This window comes from Pseudomonas sp. ERMR1:02, assembly GCF_002277815.1.
Taxonomy (GTDB): Bacteria; Pseudomonadota; Gammaproteobacteria; order Pseudomonadales; family Pseudomonadaceae; genus Aquipseudomonas.
In genome coordinates this window covers 67788-93640 of record NZ_NKJI01000021.1, presented here as the reverse complement: position 1 = coordinate 93640, position 25853 = coordinate 67788, and the positions used below count along the sequence as shown (strand labels likewise).

The following is a 25853-nucleotide window of genomic DNA, read 5'->3' as shown; positions in this document are numbered from 1 at the left end:
GCATCAGGCTTCGCTGATCTGGTTGACGCAGGTGATCTGCCGATTCCAGATCATCTCGTAATGGCGGTTTGAACAATCGACAGAACCTGCCTGGGGTCATCAATGCCCAGCAATGGTTGCCCGGCATCCGAACGGAGTGGTAACGCAAACCAGGGCTTGCCGCTTCCCTGATGGTCTTGCCGAAACGATGGAATGCGTGTAATCGTCAGGATCGTAAATCGGATCGGTCAAAGGAATGACCGTCGCGTTTTCATCGCCTTGTCCACGAAAGAGCAAGACAGCCCGCGGAAAACAAAGCGCTCATAGTTGAGATCGCGCACGTTCGACCAGTACAGCGTTTGATGATGCTGCACTCGGCCAACGCCGTTTCCATGGAGTCGGCCAGGTACAGCACGCCAAAGCGGCCATCGCTGAATCGCGACCCTGCCGGGTTGACGTGGTGAAGGGCGCTGTCGCGTAAGAGCAGCCAGCAATGCCGAAAGGGATTCACTTCGGGGGATCAACTCAAGCGGCCGACCTCGTTTTTCAAGCGCGGATGGTGAGCGCCTGAATCTCATACAACACCTCGAATTCGTCCGCATCGGCCACGTCATCAACATCGCAATCGGCGGAAACTTCGAATTGACCAGTCGACAGGCCTGCAACGTTCACCGGCAGACACCGGCAACTGGCTGACCCTCACCATTGCGCGCCCCGCAGCGCGTCGATCCGTCGAAACGTCTCGTACAGCGAAATCATGTCGCCCTGGGACATGATCTCCAGCGGGTTCGCCCATTGAAAAACTCGTTGTCGTTGGCCATCGACACAAAACCGTAGACGTTTGCGGGTTATCAAGATCAGGCGCAGGGTGGCGTGGATGTTCAGTACAAAGCTGATGCGCTGCATCTGGTCCGCATCCAGCGCTACGGCCCAGTCGGGATCGCGCTGCCTGGCGCGCGTGTAGGTGCTGCGGGAAATGCGCAGGATGCGACAGGCCTGATCGCTGGAGGCAGACCATTTTTCGAGAATGCCGACAGCGGCGCGCAGGCCGGTTACGCACTGGCTTTTGGTGAACCCCTGCTGCGCTTGAAGGGCGAGTGGCATGTCCAGTTCCTCATTTTGAATCTACAGAATCAAAATAGATACTTTGAGCCTATAGATCAATCGCACATCGACCAGTGGTGCGGGCCTTATTGGCCCTGATGCCATGCTGACTACGAAGGATCGCTTCGCTCCCCTCGGCAGAGGTAATGAAGATGAAATACAGATTCGCGGTTGCCCTCGCCATTTACGTGTGCACCCTCATCAGCGTGGCCTGCGCCGATGACTCTGTCCGTCCTTTCCATATCGCCGTTGAGGAAAAGGCATTGGTCGACCTGCGCCAGCGCATCAACGCCACCCGCTGGCCGGACAAGGAGACCGTCGGCGATGCCTCCCAAGGTGCGCAACTGGCGCAGCTGCAAGCGTTGGTGCGTTACTGGGGCACGGATTACGACTGGCGCAAGGCCCAAGCGCAGCTCAACGCCCTGCCGCAATTCGTCACGACCATTGACGGCGTCGATATCCATTTCATCTGGGTGCGCTCTCCGGCCCCGAATGCGCTGCCCATGATCATGACCCACGGCTGGCCCGGCTCTGTGTTCGAATTCATCAAGGTCATCGGCCCGCTATCTGATCCTGTCGCCCACGGTGGCAACGCTGCCGATGCCTTCGACCTGGTGATTCCGTCCATTCCCGGCTATGGCTTTTCAGGCAAACCCGGTGGCACCGGCTGGGATCCGGATCACATCGCGCAGGTCTGGGCGCAGTTGATGCAGCGCCTCGGTTACCAGCAGTACGTCGCGCAAGGAGGCGACTGGGGCGGGCCCATCACCGGTGCCATGGCACGTCAGGCGCCAGCGGGGTTGCGCGGCATTCATCTTAATTTGCCGGCAACGATACCGCCCGAAGCAGGTGCTGCGCTGGCAATCGCGGGCCCGGCACCGGCGCAGTTCAACCCACAGGAACGCCAGACCTACGAGGCCGTGGCCACACTGATCAAACAGGGCAACCTGGCGTACAGCGCAATGATGGCCGCCCGACCGCAGACAATCGGCTACGGCGTGACTGACTCCCCGGTCGCCCTCGCTGCGTTCCTGCTGGTGCATCCGGGTTTTGTTAAGTGGACCTATGGTACTGACGCGCAACAGTTGCCAACCCGCGATCAAGTGCTGGACGACATCACGCTGTATTGGCTAACCAACAGCGGCGCTTCGTCCGCCCGGTTGTACTGGGAAAACAAAGGACGCAGCCCACTGTCATCTACCGCCCAGAAGACCAGCGAGATCTCGCTGCCGGTGGCGATCACAGTGTTTCCAGAAGACGTCTATTGCCCGCCGGAGAGCTGGGCCCGGCGCGCCTATCGCAACCTGATCTACTTCCACCAGGCAGAAAAGGGTGGCCATTTTGCAGCCTGGGAACAGCCGCAGCTGTTCACCGAGGAACTGCGCACGGCGTTCCGCTCGTTGCGTTGAAGGCCATTTTTCAGAGCAACACACAACTGTAGGAGCCGGCTTGCTGGCGAAAGCGGTGGGTCAGGCGCTGCATCATTGACTGGACTGCCGCCTTCGCCAGCAAGCCGGCTCCTACAGGGAGCAAAGCTTGCTCGCGATGTGCAAAACTACTCAGACACCACAACCTGATTACGCCACGAGCCTTGGCGCGATACAGCGCCTTATCGGCGTTGCTCAACAAGCTATGCAAGTCCTTGTCACTGGAAACCATGGACGCAACTCCGACGCTGGCCGTTATGCGGTGAACCGGCCCTGTCATCAGCCCGGCGATGGAGTGAACAAGTTCCTCGGCGATGTTTTGCGCCGCTTCAAGGGACGTGTCCGGCAGCAAAACGGCAAACTCCTCGCCGCCCAGCCGGCCGTGGACATCGGTTTCACGAAATGACCGGCAGATCACCACGCCCATTTGCCGCAGCACCTGGTCGCCGACCTGATGCCCATAGGTGTCGTTGATATGCTTGAAGTGATCCATGTCCAGCATCACCGCGCACAGCGGCAACTGGTAGTTCTGGCAATGGTTGTAGAGCCGCTGGGCATGCTCGAAAAACGCCCGACGATTCTTCAGGCCAGTCAATTCATCGGTCTGTGCGGCACGTGTGGAAATGCTGTGCGCCAACTCCATCTCACGGGTTAAACGGAAGCCCGTTTCCAGGGCATCGGAGAGTTTTCGTGTCGCGCTGCACACAAAGGATGCAAACACCAGAACGGCCAGCCCCATACCGGCCTGAAGGGTAGACGGCTGGAACAGCAGCCAGAAGGTACAGGGCAACAACACCAGCGCGATGGACACCACCGTCATATAGCGATAGGCCGAGTAGCAAGACACCGCACTGACAGACATACCGACGGTAAACAGCATGACCAGCGCCTGGGCCAACAGGTCGTCGGCCGGCATCACCGCCAACGCGCCACCGCCCCAGATGCCGGCGGACAGCACCAGCGTGCCAAGATAGATACGCTCCCAGTGTTGCGGTGTGCGCGCCGCTTGCGGGCTGCGAAAATACACCACGAACATCGAGATACGCACCAGCGTCGAAGCCGTCAGCAGGCCGACCCACCAGACAACGACGGCATGATCAAACCGTTCCCAGCACAGCCAGCACAGCATGACCATTGCCAGGAAACTGCCAAAAACCGCTGTAACCGATTGGCGAAACAGCTGATGCAATCGGTCTGTGCGCACTTGCTGGGCGATGAAGCGTTCCTGCTCGTGCCGAAATTCAAGGCCATCCATTGAGTTCGCCTAATGCTGCTGTGCCGTAATCCTATTGTGGCACATTGCTCTGGCACGGCTGCGAATCCGCGTGTTAATGGGAAAATCATCCATCAACCCGCTAGCTCGCGATGGCGGCCTGACAGCCGACCTGGTCGGTAGCTCGTACGTAAATTCCCTGTAGGAGCCGGATTGCTGGCGAAGACGGCAATCCAGTCAACAATGCATTTACCTGATACACCGCCTTCGCCAGCAAGCCGGCTCCTACAGTTGCGCGTGTTTTCCAATACTTTGCGCAGAGGCCAAGCGCAGGATCTTCGAGTGGGTAACCCGCTCCAGAATCCAACACACATCACCCCCTCTATTCCACCCTCGCCTTGCCACGCTCCCCGCAAACGCTCGGCTCAATAATCTGCGAGGCCTGCGCGCCAGACGCGTCAAGAACCATCTCCCCTGATTCCTTGCCCAAAACCTGATCGGTGCGCAAAAGAAAATGCGACAACGCCGGAATCAAGATCAACGCACCCAACATGTTCCACAAAACATGAACGTCAGCAGGATGCCCATGTCCGCCTGGAACTTGATCGGCGACCAGCCCCAGCACACCACCCCGCTGCCAGCGTAATACCCACCAGCCCCACCACTCTGCCGGTGAACGACACCGCGCGCCGGTAGGCTTGCGTGAGCGACAACCCCTGACGCTGGTATTGCAACTGCACACTGAGCAAATACAGCGCGTAATCCACGCCGATCCCCACCCCCAGCGCGATCACCGGCAGGGTCGCCACCTTCACGCCAATGCCCATGACCACCATCAGGGCCTCGCAGAGGATCGAGGTCAATACCAGTGGCAGCAACGCCACCAGCGTGGCGCGCCAGCTGCGGAAAGTGATCAGGCAAAACAGCGTCACTGCCGCATAGACGTACAGCAACATGGTGCGATTGGCCTCGCGCACCACAATATTGGTCGCTGCCTCGATACCGGCGGTGCCGGCGGCCAGCAGAAACCGGCGATCCTCGGTGCTGTTTTCCTTGGCGAATTTGTCGGCGATGGCCACCACCGCATCCAGGGTCTCGGCCTTGTGATCCTTGAGGTAGGCGATCACCGGCATCAGCGAACAATCGGTGTTGAACAGTTCCGGGGAGTTGACCGAGGCTTGTTGTGCGGCGTAGTTCAATACGTTCTGGTTGCGCTGGATGCTGTTGAGTTTGGGATTACCCTCGTAGGACCCGGCCGTAATCTGCCGCACTGCGTTGACCAGCGATGCCGTGGCCTGCACGCCCGGATATTGCTGAAGCTCCCAGGCCAGGCGGTCGGCGAGGATCAGCGTGCGGTAATTCAGGCAGCCTTCTGCCGGGGTCTTGATCATCACTGCGAACAGGTCGCTGGACAGCGCGTAATGCTGGGTGATGTAGGCGTTGTCGCGGTTGTAGCGCGAGTCCGCACGCAGCTCCGGGGCGCCGCTGTCGAGATCACCGATTTTCAGATGCAGGCTGACCGCAAAGCCCCCGATCCCCAGCAAGGTGGCCACCAGTATCGCGCCGGTGGCCCACTTGCGTGTGGTGAAGCGATCCAGGCTGTCCCACAGTTTTCCAAAGCCTTTATGCGCGACCGCTCGCGTGTCGATTTTCAGTGCGCGCTCGGCGGCTTTTGCGCCGACGCCAACATAGGACAGTGCCACCGCATGAGCAGCAGCGAGGTGAAGATCAGCACCGCCACACCGATGCTGGCGGTGATGGCCAAATCCTGGATCACCGGAATGTCGATCAGCATCAACACCGCAAAGCCCACTGCGTCGGCCAGCAATGCCGTGACGCCAGCGATAAACAGACGGCGGAAGGTGTAACGCGCCGCCACCTGTTTATGGGTGCCACGGGCGATGTCCTGCATGATGCCGTTCATTTTCTGCGCCGCGTGGGACACGCCGATGGCGAAGATCAGGAACGGTACGAGGACCGAATACGGATCGATGGCATAACCCAGCCAGCGACGATACCCAGTTGCCAGACCACCGCGATCAGCGAGCAGCCGACCACCAGCAACGTGCTGCGCACACAGCGGGTGTAGAGGTAAATGATGACCAGTGAGGTGACCACGGCCAGGCCGAAAAACATCATCACCTGAATCAAACCATCGATCAGATCGCCCATCAGCTTGGCAAAACCGATCACCCGCACCTTGTAGTGCCCTGTGCCCTGCGCCCCGGCCTTGCGCGCCGCGCTGTCACCGGCGAACTCGATCTTGTCGCGCAAGCGTTCTTCGAGCATTCGCGAAAACTGATGATAATTAATGCTCTGGCCCGTCGCCGAGGCTTTGTCCAGCAGCGGCACGACCAGCATGCTCGACTTGAAATCGCTGGCAACCAGGCTGCCGACGATGCCGGCGCGGGAGATGTTCTGCCGAAGCTGTTCGATGTCCGACGGCGAACCCTGATAACTGTCGGGCATCACCGGGCCGCCCTGAAAGCCTTCTTCGGTGACTTCGGTCCAGCGTACCGCTGGCGTCCACAACGACTTCATCCAGGCGCGATCGACGCCTTCGGCGAGGAACAGTTCGTCGTTGACCTGCTTGAGAATGTTCAAGTACTCAGGATCGAAAATGTCACCTTGGGTGTTTTCCACCACCACCCGCACCGAGTTGCCCAGGCCACGCAGCGACTGGCGGTTCTCCAGGAAGTTTTGAATGTACGGCTGACTCTGCGGGATCATTTTTTCGAAGCTGGGGCGCAACTCCAGACGGGTCGCCGCCATGTAGCCCAGCACCAGAGTAGCCAGCGTCATGAGCACGATAAACAGCGGGCGATAGTTGAACACCAACCGCTCCAGCAGGTTGCCGGAGCGCCGATCAAAGTCGCGCAGATCGCGGATCACCGGCATGTTGCTTTGCTTGCTATGGGCCATGTCTGAGTACTCGCTCTATTGTTCTGGCTCTTATTATTTGAGAAGCGCACGCGCACCACGGCTGCCTACCACGATCAACGAACCGTCGCCGGCCAGGGCGGCACCGGCCACCGGTGAAGGGTTTTGCTGTGGCATCAGTTGCAAGTGATCGTTATTGGACTGGTCGACCAGCATGTGCCCGGCCTGGGTGAACAGCCGATAGTGACCCTGGGCATCAATCGCGCCGGCGGTGACACTGACTTGCAGCCCGGTATCGAACGGCTTCCAGCTCAACCCGCCATCCGTGCTGCGCAACACGTTCCCGCGCAGACCAAAAACCACGACTTCACCGGGCTTGCCGACGACGCCGAAAAAGCTGCCCTGATACGGCGTGGCCAGGGCGGCGAATCGCTGTTGCGAGGTATCCCATTTCAGCACCAGCCCTTGTTCGCCGACGATGTACAACGCATCGCCAGTGGACGCGATGGCGTTCAGGTGAAAGCTCTGCGGGTTGTCGGTCCGGTCCTGAAAAGGCGTCCAGCTACGGCCGCCATCCTCGGTGTGCAGGATCAGGTTGAACACACCCACCACATACCCTTGCTTGTCGTTGGCGAACCAGACGTCGAGCAAGGGTTTGTCGGCGCCCTCCTCGACCAGCCGCTGACCTTCAGCGACCCGCAACGGCCACTGCTCGTTGGCAGGTTCGGCCTGTGCCAATGCCGTGTAATGCTTGACCAGCAAGGCCCCGATCTGTCGGCCGTCCAGTTGCTTGTTCCAGGTCGCGCCGGCGTCACTGCTGTGCAAGATCACGCCGTCGTTGCCGACCGCCCAGCCTTGTTCAGGGGAAGGAAAGTACACGGCATTCAGGTCGCTGCTGACCGGCACATCGGCCTGCTGCCATTGGCGGCCGGCATCATCGGAATAAAGAACATGGCCACGCTGCCCGACCGCGACCAGACGTTTCCCGGCATTCGCGACGTCGAGCAAGGGACTGCGTACCGCCAACGCGCTGGGCCTGGCGGGCAGATCCAGCACATCAACGTAACCGGATGCCTGGGCAACACCCTGAGCCAACGTCAACAGCATCGCCAACATCAGCGACGCCTGCATTTTGAATGAACACATAGTGCGTCCTCTTCGCCAGGCCGGCGCTTGACAGCAACCGGCCTGGACTCCTGTTGTGCGGTTTTCAGCGAATACCGTTGCCGGCCAGCGCATCCGGCGACCACTGCGCCTTGGAGAGCGGCGCAATGTATTTGATGCCGCCGTAGGCGCCCGACAAACCATTGATGTTGTAGGTGCCGCCCACCAGGTCATAGATCACGTGCGGCGTGGTGTTGGGGTCGTCACGTCGTAGCTTTGCGAGAGGAAACTGAAAGAACCACGGTAGAGCTGGCCGCGCGCATCGTACTGATCAGATGCCAGAGCGACCCAGCTGTCCTCATCCAGGTAGAAACGACGTTTGGCGTAGACGTGACGGGCACCGGCCTTGAGTGTGCCTTCCACCACCCACACACGGTGTTTCTCCCAACGCACGAACTGCGGCGCCAGATGGTTGGGTGTGGTCAGGGCTTTCGGATCCTTGATGTAGCTCAGTGCGTAGGTGTTGTACGGCACGATCACTTCCTGCTTGCCGACCAGCTTCCAGTCATAGCGATCCAGCGCACCGTTGAACACATACACGTCGTCATAGGTTCCCGAACCTGCGGTGCCCGGGTTTGGCGTGTCGTAGGCCAGGGTCGGCGCCAGTTTCACGCGACGCTGCCCCGGCAAGTACTGCCAGGCGCGACGCTCTTGCACCAGCGGGTTGGCCGCATCCTTGAGCATGATCGCCTCGCCCGCCCGGCGCGCGGGACCGGTGTAGAACAGGCGAGTCTGGAAGTAAGTGTCCTTGCCATCGATGACCTTGTTCGGGTCTTCGAAGATCGGATACGAGTTGACGATTTCGCCGCTGGTGGCAAGGATCTGGGCCCCGGAAGAATCGACGTTCCAGGAATCGTACTTGGTCGAATACGCCACACCCTGGTAGCGCAGCAGGTGATTCCACATGGCCTCGGCCCCCGACTGCGGGATCGGGAATGGTACGCCAGGCCGGACGTTTTCGATCGCGTTGCCACCCTCCAGCGACTTCGCGCCGGTCGCGTTCTTCAAGGTGTTATCCAGCACGCTCTGCGGCAACGCCACGCTGCGATGCGTCGGGTAGACCTCAACGCGAAAGGTCGGAAAACGCTTGGCCAGTTCGACGGTGACGGCGGTCAGTTGATTCTTGTACTGATCGACATTCTTGCCATCGATCACCAGCAGCGGTTTCTCGCTGGCATAGGGGTCGGGACGCAGGGTGTCGCCCGATTTGAAACCCGCCGGCGGCGTTGTCAGCCCACCGGTGTAAGCCGGGATGGAGCCATCGGCGTTGCCGGCTTTCTCGGCGCCCACCGCGGTCAGGCTAGACCCCAGCTTGGCCGCGTCTGCGGCGGGCACGGCGGCGTGGGCGAGACCGGCGAAGGTCAGGGCCAGGGAGACGGTCAACAAATTGTGCATGCATTTCATGTGTGGTTCTCCTGATTGTTTTTAAGCAATCGCAAATCAGAAAGTTGTCTTGAAGGTTGCCGTGACCATGCCGCGATCCTTCAGCTGGGCTGGCGTACCGCCGAAGGCGGTGGTTTGACCGGGCACGCAGTTGTATTGCCCGTTGGCGCCGGGTGCAGCGCCGTCTCCTGGATTGCCAGCTCTGCCTGGCGAACTGCAGGTGTCGAATGGACCGAAGTTGTCCACGTATTTGAGGTCGAAACGGTATTGGTTGTGCAGGTCGAAGCCGACGCCGACCGAGTAGCTGCCGGAGTTTTCGTTACCGCCCAGTTGCACGGCGGAGTTGCCATTGAGGCCGACGTTGTAGGTCATCGGCATGTACATATCGACGCCAGGGAAAACCTGGAACCAGGTCGGGTTGAAGTTGACGCCGATGATGTAGTTGTCCTTGGTGACCTTGTCGGTGCCGTGGTACCAGTCCTCGCCCTTGAACAGCTGCTTGTTGTCGGTCACCTTCAGCCAGCGGCTGTAGCCGAGTTCGACCAGCAACGAGGAGCTGTCCCACAGTGGCGTGTCGCCAAAGGTGGTCAGGCCGTTGAGCACTGCGTGTACGGTGTTGCCGCGCGCCACGCCGTCCTCGCCATTGAAACCGCCGATGAAGCCCGGCAAGCCGGCGGCAGCCGCAGCCGGGCTGACAGTGCCCGCGACGCTGGCCAGGGGCATGTTTTCGCGGTAGTTCAGGTCGAAGCCGACGCTGACGTCAGCGATGCTTTTCGACAGGCTGATGCCATAGATATCGATGTCATCGACGTAGAACTGGTTGTAGCTGCCGATGTTGCCGGAGATTATCTGCGCCGGGCCGACAGCCGTTGGCTGCAATACAAGGTTGGGCAGGATGTCGGAGGTCTTGCGGTAGTAGATGCCGAGCGTGCCGTCCAGCCATTCCGGGCTCCACTTGGCCATCAAACCGAAGTCGCCGTGCTTGTCCGGGGTGAAGGTATGGCCATTGCTCAGGCGCAGAAACTGGTTCGCACCGATTGCGCCAGGAGCACCGAAAAACGGATTCTGCCCACCAATCAGCGACAGGTTATGCCCGCCGTTCTCGATGCCGTCGTTGAAGCCCAGATACGTACCGGATTCCGGCAGGCGCGACGCGTCCCAGTCCAGGAAGTACTGCGCACCCAGGGTCAGCTCCGGGTTGACCGTGAAGCTGACGGACAACTGGTTGCGCGGGATGAACAATTCCTTGGCTTCGGTGCCGGGCACCGCCAGGGCTTTGGAAATATCCAGGGCGGACTGGCCGTAGCTGTTGCCGTGGGCAAAGGCCAGGACACTTTCACCCCAGTACTGGGTCTGCTTGCCGAGCTTGGCGCTGAGGATCGAATCCTCGCCAACTTCCGTGCTGCCAAAGACAAAGGCATCGAGAATTTCCGCCGACGGGCCGTTGTAATAGCGATCGGCGTAACCGCTGATATGGCGTGAGTCCGGCCGTCCACTGTTGAGCTGGTTGGTTGCCGCGTTATCACTGCCGACATCGTCATAAGCATGGTCGTACCAGCTGTTGGCGCTGACGCGAAAACCCATCTTCTTTTGATAGCTCACATCCAGTTCAGAGAGCACGTCCAGACGCTGGGACACTGCACTGCCCGAGGAGAAGTTACGGTTACCGTCATTGTTGTTCCATGAATTGGCCAACTTGCTGTTTGGGCTCTCGACACGCTGGGCATAGTTGAACTTAAACGTGTTGTCGAAACGCACGGCCCAGTCTTCATTGCCGGTGTTCACTTCGAAAGCCTGAGCCGCCGGCAACATGGCGAGGAACAGCGCCGTGGCCAGCAGCGTTGGCTCGAACACGCCCAAACCGAAATTTTTGTTTACCCGCATACGTTGGCTCCGCTGTTTTTGTTGTTGTTCTGCGTTCATGGAAATACACCTGGCTATTCAAAATTCGGGCATGAGAGTGCCCACCACTCATAACCCCGTCAGGGGAGCGTTCAATTCATTCAACGTGATCCGATCAATATCGCTGGAGGCGTTACTGAACGACCAGCCTCAACGGCTCAATCAATTCCCGAGCCGAATCATCATCAACACCAGCCCCAGCAAAAACACGGTTTCACCGACCATCAACAGAATGGGCTTGAGCCCCACCGTGGCCAGTTCCTTCAACTGGATTTTCATCCCTAGCGCACTGATTGCAACGACCAGGCACCAGCTCGACAATTGATTGCCCAGGCTCTGCACCGCTGAAGGCAGCCAACCGAAACTGGTCACCCCAGCCAAAGCGATGAACGCGACGGCAAACCATGGCAGCAACGGTGGCCGCTCCCCCGTCCCCTGCCCGCCTTGAGAGCGGGTGATCAACACCGCGCAGACGATGACCGGCAGCAGCATGGCGATGCGCATCAACTTCACCACCGTGGCGGTGTCGCCGATGTCATGGGACATGCTGTACCCGGCACCCACCACCTGGGCGACGTCATGGATGGTGGCGCCGAGAAACACCCCGGCTTGCAGCGGGTCCAGACCCAGTGCCCGGGCAATCACCGGATAAACAATCATGGCCAGGGTCGACAAGGCGGACACACCAATCACGGTGAACAGCGTCGCGCGCTCCTTGGCATGATGGGCAGGCAGTGCCGCCGCCAGGGCCAGCGCCGCGGATGCACCGCAGATCGCCGTGGCACCACCGGACAACAGACCGAACAGCACGTTGAAACCCAGTGCTCGCGCCGCCAGCATCGACACCAAAATGGTGACCACTACCGACACGACCACGATCAGCACCGGATGCCAGCCGAGCGCGGCAATCTGCTCCAGCGAGATGCGCAACCCCAGCAAAGCCACTCCCACCCGCAATATTTCACGAGCGCTGAAGTCGATACCCGCCTTGCTCGGGCCTGCGGCCAAAAAGTTCATGGCCATGCCGAGCAGCAGCGCCAAAAGCATCACCGGCGCGTGGTACTGATCAGCCAGAAACCGCGCGGCAATGGCAACCACGATGCTCGCCAGCACGCCTGGCAGGTATTGGCTGAGCACTGACTGAAACTGAATGACAGCGGACCTGGACATAATCAGACCTTGATACCCATGGCTGGCAGCGACCGCGCGCTTTCACGCTGGATACGCGCTGCCATGTAAAAGAACGCGCCACCCAGCACCAGCGCCAGGATGTCGCTGACCAGCAGCACATGGGTCAGTGGCGAGGCCACCCCGGAGGTAGTCAACGCATCACTGATCCAGCCGACGACAAAGGTGCCGACCGCCACCGAGAACAGGTTGAGCAGCAACATCGAGAAGCCCATGACGGTGGAACGCATGCGCACGGGGACTGCGCCCTGAATCGCGGTGGTCGCCGAACCGTAAAGCGACATCAACATGAAGATGCCGACCGCCATGCCCACATAGAACAGCGGCGAATCCGTTGGAACCAGCCGATAGACGATCATGAACGGCGCGCACAGCAGCATCAGCAGCGCCAGCACACTGGCGTGACCGCCCTTGAATCGAGGGGCCAGGCGGTCACTCAAGACGCCACCGGCCAGCGCGCCCAATGAGCCGAAAACGATCTGCATGACACCCATGGTCATGGCGATCGTGGCCGGGTCCATGCCCCTCTCCCGGGCAATCCACAGTTGCGCGAACGAGATGCCCGGATAGACCAGATGCGCCAGCACAAACCCGGCAACGGTGTATCGAACGACGCGGTTGTCGCGCATTTCAGCAAGTACTGCGGCCAATTGCGCCTTGAGTGGGGCGCCACGCTCTTGCACCGTGGTGCTGTGACTGCGCTTGTCGCCCATCAGTATCAGCGGCAGGCCAATGACCACGCCGGCAATACCAAGGACATGAAACGTGGTGCGCCAACCGTGCGCAGCGCCGAGCGTGCCCGCCAGCAAAAAGCTGCAACCAATGCCCAGCGGAATGCCGAGGTAGAACAATCCCATCGCGGTGCCCCGGCGCTTCTCCGAGAACAGCTCCATCAACAGCGCCGTGGCGGCGGGCACCAACGCCGCTTCACCGGTGGCCACCAGAAAACGCGCCGCGACCATTTGTTCGAAGTTCTGGACGTAGCCGGAAGCAATCGTACAAGCGCTCCAGACCAGCATCCCGGCACCGATCACCCGCGGCCGACTGTGACGATCGGCCAGCGCGCCGAGGAACACCGCCATCACGCCATAGCTCAGCACCCAGACCGCGCCGACGAGGAAGCCGTACTGCGCGTTATTGATCGCCAGCTCGCCCGTGATTTGCGGTGCGAAGCCCAGCAGAATATTGCGGTCCACCTGGGCCAGCAGGTGAATCACCATCAGCGTCGCCAAAACGGCGCAAGGACTCTTTTTCCAGAACATCGTCTGTACCTTTGAGTTGTTGTTATGAAGGTAAGGCCGGATGCCGCTGATCCCGCAGGACTAGCGCATCGTGCGCCGCTTCGGACCAAGGGAAAGCGCAGTGCTGCGATACGCGTCACCCACCCAGTTGCACAGCAACGGACGCGTGCTGTCCGGCTCGATTACGTCGATCACACCAAAACGCTCGGCGGTGCGCAGCGGCGAAGCCAGCGCCTGGTAATGGGCCTCCAGCTCCTTGCGACGCGCCAGCGGATCTTCGGCTGCAGCAATTTCCTGCTTGTAAGCTGCCGCGACACCGCCCTCGATAGGGATCGAACCCCACTGCGCCGAAGGCCAGGCGAACCGGTGCGGCAATGCCGTGCCCGTCGGACCATGCCAGGGGCTGACCATCGCGCCGGCCAGTCCGACGCAGCGGCGCAACACGATGGTGATGACCGGCACGCTCGCCTGCTCGATCGCATGCACAGCCTGCATGGCCGCGATCAGCGTGCCCTGCATTTCCGCCTCCTGCCCGGTCATCACACCCGGCTGGTCCACGAGGTAGATCAACGGCAGATGAAAGGTGTCGCACAGGTCGATGAAGCGGGTTTGCTTGAGCGCCGCCGCACGGGTCAGCGCGCCGCCACCGATGCGCGGGTTATTGCAGATGATCCCCACCGAATAGCCGTTGAGACGGGCAAACGCGGTGATGGTCGAGGCGCCGAAATCCGGGGACATCTCGAACAGGCTGTCTTTGTCGACCAGCGACTTGAGGATCTTGTGCGGGTTGAAGATCTTGCGCCGGTCATGGGGAATGGCATCGTTGAGCCAGGCATCGCGGCGACCGGGTTCGTCATTTGAGCTCACTCGTGGCGGCTGCTCCCAGACATTGCCCGGCAGATACGACAAGAAGCGTTTGGCCAGATCCAGCGCCTCGGCGTCGGTATTGGCGGCCAGGTTAATCATGCCGCTGTGGCGATGCACCTGGTCGTAACCACCGAGATCGTTCTTGTCGATATCGATGCCGAACGCCTGCTTCACCACCGGCGGGCCGGCTGCAAATACCTGGCTCTGGCCACGCACCATGATCGACAAATGGGAAGCGGCAACCCGCAGCGCACCCAACCCGGCGCAAGCACCGTGGGCAATGCCAACCACCGGCACCGCACCCAGCAGATTGGTGATCGGCAACAGCGAATACCCCGGAATCTTGGTATGGCCGAGTTTGTCGAGCAGTTTCACGCTGCCGCCGGCGCTGTCGATCATGCGAATGATCGGCAGCTTGTACTCCCAGGCATAGCGATCGGCATAGATCCACTTTTCCGCGACCGCCGCCTCGGACGAACCGCCGCGGATGGTGAAATCGTCGGCCGCCACCACAGTGCGTCGCTGCTCGATCGTGCCTACGCCGACGACTGCGGTGCTCGGTGTGGCGGAGGCAATCTGGCCTTGCGGCGTGTATTTCACCGCGCCGGCCAGTACGCCGAATTCCTCGAAGCTGTCGCTCTCAAGCAAATGTCCGATGCGTTCGCGGGCCGTGAGTTTGCCTTGGGCATGGTGTTTCTCCACTGCCTCCGGGCCACCCAGTGCATAGGCGACCTCACGGCGAGCGCGGATGTCGGCGAGTTCCAGCGACCATTCAGGTGCGACAGGCGTGCTCATGACGATGTCCTCTCCAGGCGCGCGAGATAGTCGTCGCGCAAAATATTCTTCACCACCTTGCCGGCGTTATTGCGTGGCAGGGCATCAATGAACTCGATCAGACGTGGTTTCTTGTAGCCGGCGATCAGCGTCGTGCAATGATTGCCAAGGGCCTCGCTGTCGACGGTTGTACCTTCGCGCCGAACGACGAACGCCGCGATACGCTCGCCCCATTCCGGGTCGGGCAAGCCGAGCACCGCGACTTCTACGACGTGCGGATGGCTTTCCAGGGCATCCTCGACTTCCCGGGCGTACACGTTGAAGCCACCGGAAATGATCATGTCCTTGTTGCGCCCGACGATATAAAGGAAGCCCTGCGCGTCGAGGTAGCCGAGATCGCCGGAGTAGTACCAGCCGTCGCGGATGGCCTCGCTTTCCAGATCGGGGCGGCGCCAGAACGCCACTTCGCCGATGCCGTCGGTGGCGATGGCGATTTCACCGATTTCTCCCGTTGGAAGTTCTTCGCCGTGAACATCGCGAACGGTGATCTGCACATTGGCAGTCGGTTTGCCGCAAGAACGCAACACACCGTCCTCTGCGTGTTCGTACGGATACAGCACCGCCAACGGTTGCACCGCCTCGGTCATTCCATACTGCTGGCGCATCACCGGTCCGAACCGCGCAATGGCCCGGCGGATCAGTTCAACCGAGGTCGGCGCGGTGCCGTAGTGGATGCACTTGAGCGACGAGTGATCGGCCTGAACACCGCTATCGAGCGTGTCGAGCAAGCGTGTGAGCATGGTCGGCACACACATCATCTGGGTGATCCGATGGCGCTCGATTTGCTGAAGCGTCTCCAGTGGCTCGAACTTTTCCAGAATCACGTTGCGCGCACCGCGCAAGTAGCAGGGCAACAGGTGCACGCCGGCGGCATGGGTCAAGGGGCCGACATGCAACATCGCATCCTCCACGCCCAGGCTGTATTCCATGGCGTAGAAATGGTTGGTCAGGCGCTCATACCAGCGCTTGACCGTGTAGGTCACGCCCTTGGGTTTGCCGGTTGTGCCCGAGGTATAGGCAATGCGCAGCAACGCATCGGGGGAAACCTGAACATTGGGGGCATGGAACGGCATCGAGGCGAGGAGCTGGCGGTAATCCAGTAGTTGCGGCGCCTGCCAATCCAGCGCGATCACGTGACGCAGGCTCTCGACACGATCACGAGCGCCCTCACCGATTTCGCGGAATTCCGGTCCCGCAATCAACAGACTGGCACCCGCATCGTCGAGGATCGCGATCTGCTCGGCCAAGGTGTGGCGGGCATTGAGTGCCACATAAACCAGACCGGCCTTCTCGACAGCGAAAACGCTCTCGATGGCCTCGGGAGAGTTATTGAGCAGCACAGCGACCCGCTCTCCCACCTGCAACCCAAGGGAAACCAACACATGGGCGAGACGGTTACTGCCCGCCTCGACCTCGTCATAGGTCAGGCCGTTGTCGCCGAAGATCAGTGCGGTGCGGCCACGGTGTTGCCGGGCCGCCCAACTGAGCATGAGTCCTGCGGTGCGTTTTTTTGTCATGATATTTTGTCTTATTGTCGACAATTCGACACAGCACTCGGGAGTGTTGTGCCCCGTGTGGATTAATCCAGGTGATTCAATGCGGCTTGATGGGAAGCATTGATCAGCTCAACCATCATTTGTCCGGCGACCGTACTGCTGTTTTGCCTGAGTGCTTCGACCAACTGGCGCCAATGAGTGACGGAAGCCTGTCGGCGCTCCGCAGAGCGCAATCCCAACCGCGTATAGCGTGCGGTCTGAATGCCCAGCGCGCCCATGAGTTCTGCCAATTGCCTGTTGCCGCAAGACTGGAACAACAGTGTGCTCAGGCGATAACTGCCCTGAGCATACTCATCCAACGCATCGGATTGCGAGGCAATCAGTTCCAGCCGCGTGACGATGCCATCCATCTGATGCACCACAGCCCCGTCAACATCAACCAGGTGTTTGGCCAACAACCCGGCCAGCACGGCGCGGATCTCGAACAGGTTGTCGATCTCCTGCTTGCTCAATGAAGTCACATGCGCGCCACGCTGCGGCACGATGGTCACGACGCCTGATTTCTCGAGAATGCGCAGGGCTTCGCGAATCGGGCCACGGCTGACCTGGAAGTGGTCGGCCAGTTCCTGCTCGCGCACCGAATCACCCGGCCCGTACTCGCCTCGCAGAATCGCCAGCGTGATGCTCTCGGCAATCTGCTCCGGCATCGTCAATACGCGCTGGCGACCAGCCCGCATGATGCCTATTGCACTACCGCCCTTGGCGGCCGACGCCGAACCTGCATTCATTGACATAGACTTCAATCGCACTCCATAAGCAAAACATCCTGGCCATCTTTGACGACTTCGCCCTCGGCCACCAGAACGCTAATCACGCGACCCGGCTCCAGAGCCATCAACGGGATTTCCATTTTCATGGACTCCATGATGACCAGCGTCTGATCTTCTTCAACGACGTCGCCTTCGCGGACATGGATCTGCCACACCGTCCCAGCGACATCCGATTTAACCGCGATTGTACTCATTCTCGCCCCCTCCAAAACACTACTGTTTTCTGAAATCGCCGGGCCCTTGGCTGCCGCGCGCTACGCTTTTTGAAGAGCTGCCCAAGCGCCCTGTCTCTCTATTAGTAATCAGGACCGGTAAGTCACGATGAGCAAGGTACATGATTGTATGATTGTTGACAATCCTACGTATCGATGTTTTTATCGGACCAGGCAATTCGAACAACAAGAGGCCAGCGGCATGTCGCTCACACATAAAGAAGCACGAAGAATCCTGGAAATACTGGATCACACGACGCATCTGGACTTCCTTGAAGTCCGCGTCGGTGACACCACGCTGACCGCCAGCAAGTCCGGCGCGATTCAGCGTTCGCTGGCGCCTGCCCAAGGTGCCGCGCCCGCAAAACCGGCGCAGCCGACCTCTGTGGCGGCCGCTAGCGAACCCGAAGTCGCCGAAGGTCAGGTGGCCGTGCGCGCCACCATGATGGGCACCTTCTATCGCAAGCCCAGCCCGGACCAGCCGTCCTTCGTCGAGGAGAACGCCACGGTGGAAACCGGCGCGCCCTTGTGCCTGGTCGAAGCCATGAAGCTATTCAACACCCTCGCCTCCCCGGTGAAAGGCCGCGTCGTACGCATCGTCGCCCAGGATCTGCAGATGGTTCAGCGGGACCAGTTATTGATGATTATCGAACCGGAGGCACGCTGATGAGCAGCATTCCCGTGGCAACCCGCGACATCCGTCGGGTATTGATCGCCAATCGTGGCGAAATCGCTGTACGCATTGTCCGCGCCTGCAAAACCCTGGGCATCGAATCGGTGGCGGCGGTCTCCGAAGCCGACCAGGACAGCCTGGCCGCCCGTCTGGCCGATCAGTACGTCGTCATTGGCCCCGCTCCGGCAGCGCAAAGCTATCTCTGCGCCGATTTGCTGGTACGTACAGCACTGGAACACCGCTGCGACGCCATCCATCCGGGCTATGGCTTTCTCTCCGAACGCTCACATTTCGCTCAGGCTTGCGAGGACGCCGGCCTGGTGTTCATCGGTCCATCCGCCGAAATCATTGACTCGATGGGCGACAAGATCACTGCCGTCGGTCTGGCGGAAAAAGCCGAAGTGCCACGAGTACCCGGTTCCGATGCCGTGGCGGATGCCGACACCGCGCGCGCCATCGCCAGCGACATCGGCTATCCGGTGCTGTTCAAGGCCACCGCTGGTGGCGGCGGGCGGGGCATGCGCATCGTGCGCAGCGATGAAGAGGCTGAAGCGGCGTTCCGCTCCGCGTCCTCGGAAGCACAGGCCGCCTTTGGCGATCCGACCCTGTATGTCGAGAAGTTCATCGAACTGGCACGCCATATCGAAATCCAGATCATGGGTGACCGCCATGGCAACGTGGTGCATCTGGGAGAGCGGGAGTGCTCGACGCAGCGCCGCCACCAGAAACTGATCGAAGAAGCGCCCTCCCCCAGCCTCGCGTCACACACCCGGGAGCAGATGGGCGAGTGCGCCGTACGTCTGGCGAAAAACGTCGGCTATTTCGGCGCGGGTACGATCGAATTCGTGGTCGATGACCGCGATGGCAAATTCTATTTTCTGGAAATGAATACCCGAATCCAGGTCGAGCATCCGGTGACCGAAATGATCACCGGCTACGATCTCGTCGCTGAACAGATTCGCATCGCCGCCGGCCTGCCGCTGTCGTTCAGTCAGGCCGACGTGAAACTGACCGGCCATGCCATCGAGTGCCGGATCAACGCCGAGGATCCGGACCGTAATTTCCTGCCAAGCCCGGGTCAGGTCAGCGAATGGCAGCCCCCCAAAGGCAAGGGTGTACGGGTCGATACCCACTGCTACAGCGGCGCCACCGTGCCGCCTTTCTATGACTCCCTGCTGGCCAAACTGATCGTGCATGCACCGACCCGAAACGAGGCCATCGTGCTGATGCGCAAGGCCCTTGCGGACATGAAAGTGGTGGGGCTTAGCACCACCGCCAGTTTCCACCACGCCGTGCTCGATCACCCGGACTTCGTCGCCGGCAGCGTCACCACGCGCTGGGTTGAAGACGTCTTCGTCCCGGCCCGCAAACAGGCTTTGAAACAAGCCAAGGAGCGCGCATGAGCATGACAACATGGGTCGACGTCAGCCTGAGCGATGGCCAGTCCGCAATCTGGGAAGGAGCCGCCAGCACGGCGATGCTGCTGGGGACAATGAACTCGCTGGGACACGCCCGGCTTGCCGCGATCGACGTATTGAGCCCTGCAGTGATCGCGCAATGCCTGCGCCGTGATGAAAATCCGCTGCAACGCGTTGCCGCACTAAAGGAACGCGCCAATGGCACGCCGCTGCGCGCGACGGTGAATCTGCTACCCGCCCATGGCCACGTCGATGTGCTGTCGGGCGAGGCGCTGAATACCTGGCTGCGCCTGCTCGCCCGTCATGGCGTCAGCGAGGTGGTACTGATCGACCCGCAGCTGGATTTGCAGCGCTTGGGCAACGCCGTGCAATTGGCGCGGGCCAATGGGCTGATAGCCATTGCCGCCCTGCCTTTTGCCGACGATCAGGCACACAGCGACGCTTTCTATGGGGCGTGCGCTGCACAGATGGTTCAGGCCGGTGCACAGCGCGTCATGCTGCGCGACGAAGCCGGGCTGCTGCATGTCGAGCGCTTGGCCGGTTTGTTCTCGGCGCTGCGCGGTGGTCTGGAAGGGACGCCGTTGGACTTGCATACCCGCTGCCACACCGGCCTCGGCCCGCAGGTCGCGCTGGAGGTGATGCGCCTGGGCATCGAGCGCATCGACACCGCGCTGCCCTGCGTCGCCAACGGCGCGTCGGTGCCTTCGCTGCCACTGCTGGTGCGCTCCGCCGCGCTGCTGGAATTGCCGCAGCAGGCACCGGATCAGGACCGGATAAAAGACGCCGAGGCTCAGTTCAGTGCCCTGGCGGATCAGGAAGGATTCCCCGAAAGCCAGCCCTGGGCCTTCGACTTGGCGCCCTACGAGCACCAATTGCCGGGGGAAATCGCCGTCCAGGCCATGCAAGCGTTGCGCGAGCGCGGGCGCCTGGCCGACCTGTTCGAGTTTTCCCGCGAATGCACGCGCATTCGCGAGGAGCTTGGCCAGCCACCGATGCTGCAACCCTTTGCACAGGCCATCGCGCGACAGGCACTCGAGCATCTCGACGCCGGTGAACGCTACGCCACGCTGCAACCGGCCTTGCGCCGCTGGCTGCAAGGTTGCTACGGATCGATCACGACCTCGCTGACCCACGTGCACCAGCGCATTGGTGCCGTTTCGAGCCCATGCCGTGCGGTCAACCTGGCCGCCACCGAGGATGAGCTGGCAGCGCTGATCTGCGGCTGCCGGGCACTGCCGCCATTGCACAGGCTTCACCATGAAATCCGCACACCCGAGCAAGCCCTCACACAAGGGCTGCTGCAACGCTGGCCCGGCTACACCGTATTGAGTGTCACAGGCCCCGGCCTGTCCATCCATCTCGAACACAGCAAGGGGTGACATGTGCTGAATCTACTACGCGAAAAAGTGCACGCCGAATTCGTCCGTACCGGCAAACGCCGGCGCATTCAGCTGGTCGATGCGACCCTGCGCGACGCGCACCAATGCCTGTGGGCGACGCGCATGCGCACCGAACACATGCTGCCAATGGCCGAGCGTCTGGATGCCCTGGGTTTTGATGTGATTGAAGCCATTGCCCTGGTGCAGTTCGACGCCAGCGTGCTGTTTCTCAATCAAAATCCACTGGAACGGCTCCGCCTGTTGTCTGAGCGCATCCGCCACACGCCGCTGCGCGGCATCGTGCGTAGCAACATGCTGCGCAGCTTCTACCCAGAGCCGGACGACCTGAGCGAACTGTACGTCGAACGTCTGTTCGCCAACGGTGCGCGCGACTTCGGTTTTCTCGATTCGCTGCACTGCTGGGACAACCTGGTGCCGGCGATGACCACCGCCAAGCGTTTGGGCGCCACCACCACCCTCGCGATGGTTTACAACCTGGCACCGGGCTACGACGCGCCGTTCTACGCCGCCAAGGCCCGTGAGGCCATCGGGCGCTTCGATATCGACGCCTTTGCCTTCGGCGATGCCGGCGGCAGCATGACGGTGGAACAGGTGCGCAGCATTGTGCCGGCAATCAAGGCAGTAATCGGTGATCGGCCGCTGGAAGTGCTCACCCATTGCCTGAATGCCACCGGCTCGCTGGTGGCGCTAGAAGCGGCGGTACACGGTGCCGACCGCCTGCTGTGCTCGATTGATCCGCTGGCCAACGGCAATGCCGGGCCGGCGGCACAGATGCTGGCGCGCAACCTGCGCGAGATCGGCTTCGAGGTCACTTTCGATGACCGCGCTGCGGATGAGGTCGGTGACTATTTGGCGGGCGTCGCCGAAGAAAACGGTTTCCCTGTAGGTATCCCGGCGGAATACGACCCGGCGCACTTCGTCACCCAGTACGCCGGCGGCGCCATGTCCAACCTGCAATCGCAGCTGCAACTGGCGGGGATTGCCGACAAGCTGCCGATGGTCCTCGAAGAGATCGCCCGCGTTCGCGTGGAACTGGGCTCGCCGGTCATGGCCACGCCCTTCCCCGCCATGATCGCCGCGCAAGCGGTGATGAACGTGCTCAGCGGCGAGCGCTACAAGGTGGTGCCGGATGAGGTGAAAAAATACGTGTGCGGCTACTTCGGTGCCTTGCCGCTGCCGGTGGACCCCAACGTCATGGATCGTGTGCTCGCCAACGGTTCTCGTGAAGTTGCCATTGAACCGCCGGTGCTGGCGCCAAGGGTGCCCGAGCTGCGTCGTCGCTACAGCGGCCTGTCGGATGATGAACTGCTGCTGCGTGCCATGTACGGCGACGAAAAAATCACCGGGCTGGTGCCCACGGTGATCGACGACACCTTCAGCGTGCGTCGCCCGCTGCACGAACTGATCGCGGGTTTGGCCAAGCTCCCGGAACAACGCCATGTGCACATCGCCATGGCCGGTTTCGAACTGCGTACTCGCTGAGGTTGCCATGTCGACTCCTCCTTCTTCACGGCCGCTGCCGCAACCCACCCGCGAAACGGCTGCGTATTGGGCGGCCGCGCAGGAACAGCGCCTGGTGATCCAGCGCTGCGCCCGCTGCGGCAAATGCCAGTTCTACCCACGGGCGTTTTGCATCAGTTGCCTGTGCGACGAAATCGAATGGATCGATGCCAGCGGCCTTGGCTGCATCTACACCTTCACGGTCTGTCGGATTGCTCCCTCGCCTGCCTTCGCGTCCCGGCTGCCTTATGTCGTGGCGCTGATCGATCTCGATGAAGGCGTACGTCTGCTGGCCAACATCCTCGACGCCAATCTCGACCGCGTCGCCATCGGTGCCCGCGTCAGTGTCTGTTTCGAGTCCGTCAGCGAATCCTGCACGCTGCCCCAGTTCACTCTTTTGGATTAGCCGTCACCATGGAAATGATCACCGACCACTTTGATGCCGGCGCCGATCGCCATCCGGACAATGCCTGCCTGCAAGGCACAGGCTTCAGCCTCACCTACGCCGAGGTTCAGGCCAACTCCCATGCCATCGGACATGCCCTGACATTGCTGCGACTGCGCTCCCCCCATGTCGGCGTACTGGCGCCCAATCACCCATTGAGCTTCGTCGCCATGCTGGGCGCCTTGCGCGCAGGGGCGACCTTTGTTCCGCTCAATGCCCGTGATTCGATCGACAGCCTGATCTGGTTCATGAGTTTCACCCAGGTGTCCGTGCTGGTACTGCACTCGCAATACGCCGAGCATGCCGAACGCATCCGCGCCGGCGTGCCGACCCTGACAACCGTGATCGGCCTGGACGACCCCGTCGACGGCCTGAGCATCGCCGACTGGTGCCGCGAACACGCGGGCCAGCGTTGCACCGTGCGCCAATCCCTCGACGACACCGCGCTGATCAAATCCTCCGGCGGCACCACCGGTCGGCCCAAGGCGATCATGCAAAGCCATCGCGCATTACTGGCCTGCTACCGCATCGGCAACCAGTTCATGCCACCGGCAAAAAGCCCCGCGCACCTGGTCGTCGCACCGCTGACCCATGCCGCCGGTGCCACGGCCATGGCGTTGTCGAGTTTCGGCACGCGCAACGTGATCGCACCGTCCGCCGACCCGGGCGCGGTCCTTGAAACCATCGAAAGGGAACGCATCACCCACCTGTTCCTGCCACCCACGCTGATCTATCGGCTGCTGTCGCATCCGGATGCCAAAACCCGCGACTGTTCCTCACTGGAGTACGTGATCTACGGCGCCGCGCCGATGTCGGTGGACAAATTGCGCGAAGGCATCGCCCTGTGGGGACCGGTGTTTGTGCAGGCCTACGGCCAATCCGAAGTGCCCGGTGTGATCACGATGCTGACCCGCGAAGATCACATGCGTGACGGCAAGCACTTGGGCTCCGCTGGCCGTCCCACCGGCGCCTGCGAAGTGGCGCTGATGGACGAAGACGGACGGTTCGTCGAGCCCGGCGAGCGGGGTGAAATCGTCGCCCGAGGCGAGCTGGTCGCCCCGGGTTACTACGACAATCCGCAGGCCAACGCCGAGGCACGACGCTTTGGTTGGCACCACACCGGTGACATCGGCGTATTCGACGAAGGCGGCTACCTGTACATCGTCGATCGCACCAAGGACATGATCATCTCCGGCGGTTTCAACATCTATCCGAGCGAGATCGAGCAGGTGATCTGGGCGCATCCGGCGGTGATGGATTGCGCGGTGGTCGGTACTCCCGATGCCGATTGGGGTGAAAAAGTCATCGCCGTCATCGAACTCAAGGCTGGCGCCAGCGCCACGTCCGAAGAGTTCATCACGATATGCCGCGACAAGCTTGGCAGCCTGAAGACGCCCAAACAGGTGTTGTTCTGGGAGACCCTGCCGCGCAGCCCGGTCGGCAAGGTGTTGAAGAAAGACGTGCGGGCGCAGCTCATCGCACAGGAGCCCCAAGCATGACGAACGATCCTTCACGCTTGGCCGACCACTACGCCATTGTCGGTATCGGCGAGGCCGGTCTTGGCAAGGCTGAGCCGGGCGACACCGCACTTTCCCTGCAATGCCGCTCGGCCCGTGACGCCTTACTCGATGCAGGGCTCGCGCTCGCGGATGTCGATGGGGTCTTCGCCCACTGGGACGACCGCGCCAATGCGCTGTTGGTGAGCGAATACCTGGGGATCACGCCGCGTCACGTCGACAGCACGGTGGTGGGCGGCGGCTCGCCACTCACCCACCTGATCCACGCCATGGCCGCGATCGAAGCTGGCTTGTGCTCGGTGGCGCTGGTCACGTATGGCAGCACCCAACGCCTGGATCACAGTCGCAGCCGTGGCGGCGTGGTGACCGACCCGCGCTCTCCGTCAGGACAATTTATCGCGCCCTACGGCGTACTCAGTCCGATCAGCTGGTACGCGATGCTCGCGCAACAATACTTGCATCGCTATCAAGCCTGCGCCGAGGACCTTGGCGCAGTGGCGATCAATGCGCGACGCTGGGCTGGACTGAATCCACAGGCCACGTTGCGCGAGCCGCTTACGATAGACGCGTACCTGGCTTCACCGCTCATTTGCGATCCTTTGCGCAAGGCCGATATCTGCCTCGTCAGCGATGGTGCCGGTGCGTTGATTCTCACCAGGGCCGATCATGCCCGCTCGTTAGCCAAGGCGCCTGTCTTCATCCGGGGCTTTGCCGATACCTATCTGCACCATGCGACCCCGCTCGGCTCGTCTGACTGGCTCGATTATGGCGTGATCGGCGATTGCGCCAATCGTGCCCTGCGCATGTCCGGCATCCCGCGTAGCGAGTTGAGCATGGTGCAGATCTACGACGCCTTTACCATCAACGTGCTGGTCGCACTCGAAGCCATGGAATTCTGCGCGCCAGGTCAGGCGGGCGCCTTCCTGCGCAGCGGCATCGCCGCGCCCGGTGGCGCCTTGCCGGTGAATACCTCCGGCGGCGGACTGGCCTTCAATCACTCCGGTCAGTTCGGCATGCAACTGCTGATCGAATCCGTGCGTCAACTGCGCGGCGAATGCGGCGAACGTCAGGTCGCCAATGCCAGCAGTTGCCTGGTCCAGGCCAGCGGGCTACTGATGTCGGCGTATATGACCATGGTGCTGGCAACGAGTGTCGGTGATTAACGTCATGGCCCCCAACG

16 protein-coding genes and 5 pseudogenes are annotated in these 25853 nt (G+C 61.2%); 8 read left to right on the top strand and 13 right to left on the bottom strand.

All coding sequences use genetic code 11. The features are described from left to right. Positions 1–3: 3 nt before the first annotated feature. Positions 4–685: pseudogene (locus CES87_RS34595) on the bottom strand (RES family NAD+ phosphorylase). Continuing rightward, a pseudogene (locus tag CES87_RS26890) lies at positions 679–1083 on the bottom strand (antitoxin Xre-like helix-turn-helix domain-containing protein). Before CES87_RS26890 ends, CES87_RS34595 begins: the two co-directional pseudogenes overlap by 7 nt. A gap of 152 nt (positions 1084–1235) precedes the next feature. Here CES87_RS26890 and CES87_RS26885 point away from each other — a divergent pair. Then, positions 1236–2492 (top strand): epoxide hydrolase family protein, encoded by a 1257-nt coding sequence (locus CES87_RS26885; RefSeq protein ID WP_128608493.1) that lies wholly within the window; start codon positions 1236–1238, stop codon positions 2490–2492. A gap of 146 nt (positions 2493–2638) precedes the next feature. On the opposite strand, the pseudogene CES87_RS26880 reads toward CES87_RS26885, so the two are convergent. The 11 genes and pseudogenes from CES87_RS26880 to CES87_RS26830 all read right to left on the bottom strand — a co-directional run bounded on the left by CES87_RS26880 (position 2639) and on the right by CES87_RS26830 (position 17702). After that, positions 2639–3765 (bottom strand): annotated as a pseudogene (locus CES87_RS26880) (diguanylate cyclase). 340 nt (positions 3766–4105) lie between these two features. After that, positions 4106–6645 (bottom strand): annotated as a pseudogene (locus CES87_RS26875) (RND family transporter). A gap of 33 nt (positions 6646–6678) precedes the next feature. Next, on the bottom strand, positions 6679–7749 hold the full coding sequence (locus CES87_RS26870; RefSeq protein ID WP_128608491.1) for a YCF48-related protein: 1071 nt from the start codon (positions 7747–7749) through the stop codon (positions 6679–6681). Between the two features lie 64 nt (positions 7750–7813). After that, positions 7814–9171: pseudogene (locus CES87_RS26865) on the bottom strand (DUF1329 domain-containing protein). A gap of 36 nt (positions 9172–9207) precedes the next feature. Then, positions 9208–11034: a DUF1302 domain-containing protein gene (locus CES87_RS26860; RefSeq protein WP_128608490.1), complete on the bottom strand. Its 1827-nt coding sequence runs from the start codon at positions 11032–11034 to the stop codon at positions 9208–9210. A 180-nt stretch (positions 11035–11214) separates the two neighbouring features. Continuing rightward, positions 11215–12222: a YeiH family protein gene (locus CES87_RS26855; protein WP_128608489.1), complete on the bottom strand. Its 1008-nt coding sequence runs from the start codon at positions 12220–12222 to the stop codon at positions 11215–11217. 2 nt (positions 12223–12224) lie between these two features. Beyond that, positions 12225–13502 carry an MFS transporter gene (locus CES87_RS26850; RefSeq protein ID WP_218196409.1) on the bottom strand — a complete coding sequence of 426 codons (1278 nt, stop codon included), beginning with the start codon at positions 13500–13502 and terminating at the stop codon, positions 12225–12227. A 60-nt stretch (positions 13503–13562) separates the two neighbouring features. Next, positions 13563–15143 carry an acyl-CoA carboxylase subunit beta gene (locus tag CES87_RS26845; RefSeq protein ID WP_128608488.1) on the bottom strand — a complete coding sequence of 527 codons (1581 nt, stop codon included), beginning with the start codon at positions 15141–15143 and terminating at the stop codon, positions 13563–13565. Then, positions 15140–16699 carry a class I adenylate-forming enzyme family protein gene (locus tag CES87_RS26840; RefSeq protein ID WP_128608487.1) on the bottom strand — a complete coding sequence of 520 codons (1560 nt, stop codon included), beginning with the start codon at positions 16697–16699 and terminating at the stop codon, positions 15140–15142. Before CES87_RS26840 ends, CES87_RS26845 begins: the two co-directional genes overlap by 4 nt. A gap of 62 nt (positions 16700–16761) precedes the next feature. Continuing rightward, positions 16762–17472 (bottom strand): GntR family transcriptional regulator, encoded by a 711-nt coding sequence (locus CES87_RS26835; RefSeq protein WP_256591109.1) that lies wholly within the window; start codon positions 17470–17472, stop codon positions 16762–16764. 5 nt (positions 17473–17477) lie between these two features. Continuing rightward, positions 17478–17702, bottom strand: a complete 225-nt coding sequence (locus CES87_RS26830) for an acetyl-CoA carboxylase biotin carboxyl carrier protein subunit (RefSeq protein WP_218196408.1) — start codon at positions 17700–17702, stop codon at positions 17478–17480. 220 nt (positions 17703–17922) lie between these two features. On the opposite strand from CES87_RS26830, the gene CES87_RS26825 reads away from it, so the two are divergent. Genes CES87_RS26825 through CES87_RS26795 form a run of 7 tightly spaced genes read left to right on the top strand, consistent with a single transcriptional unit; the run spans position 17923 to position 25836 of the window. Further along, positions 17923–18387 (top strand): biotin/lipoyl-containing protein, encoded by a 465-nt coding sequence (locus CES87_RS26825; RefSeq protein ID WP_178081489.1) that lies wholly within the window; start codon positions 17923–17925, stop codon positions 18385–18387. Next, complete coding sequence (gene accC / locus CES87_RS26820) at positions 18387–19796, top strand: acetyl-CoA carboxylase biotin carboxylase subunit (protein ID WP_128608484.1); 1410 nt, start codon at positions 18387–18389, stop codon at positions 19794–19796. The genes CES87_RS26825 and accC overlap by 1 nt, the downstream gene beginning before the upstream one ends. After that, entirely contained in the window at positions 19793–21190 is a 1398-nt protein-coding gene (locus CES87_RS26815; protein ID WP_128608483.1) for a hypothetical protein, read from the top strand. The genes accC and CES87_RS26815 overlap by 4 nt, the downstream gene beginning before the upstream one ends. A gap of 3 nt (positions 21191–21193) precedes the next feature. After that, positions 21194–22693, top strand: a complete 1500-nt coding sequence (locus tag CES87_RS26810; RefSeq protein ID WP_128608482.1) for a carboxylase — start codon at positions 21194–21196, stop codon at positions 22691–22693. Between the two features lie 7 nt (positions 22694–22700). Further along, positions 22701–23117 carry a Zn-ribbon domain-containing OB-fold protein gene (locus tag CES87_RS26805; protein ID WP_128608481.1) on the top strand — a complete coding sequence of 139 codons (417 nt, stop codon included), beginning with the start codon at positions 22701–22703 and terminating at the stop codon, positions 23115–23117. An 8-nt stretch (positions 23118–23125) separates the two neighbouring features. Further along, on the top strand, positions 23126–24655 hold the full coding sequence (locus CES87_RS26800; RefSeq protein ID WP_128608480.1) for an AMP-binding protein: 1530 nt from the start codon (positions 23126–23128) through the stop codon (positions 24653–24655). Further along, a complete protein-coding gene (locus CES87_RS26795; RefSeq protein ID WP_128608479.1) occupies positions 24652–25836 on the top strand; it encodes a thiolase in 1185 nt (394 codons plus the stop codon). The genes CES87_RS26800 and CES87_RS26795 overlap by 4 nt, the downstream gene beginning before the upstream one ends. Positions 25837–25853: the final 17 nt, after the last annotated feature.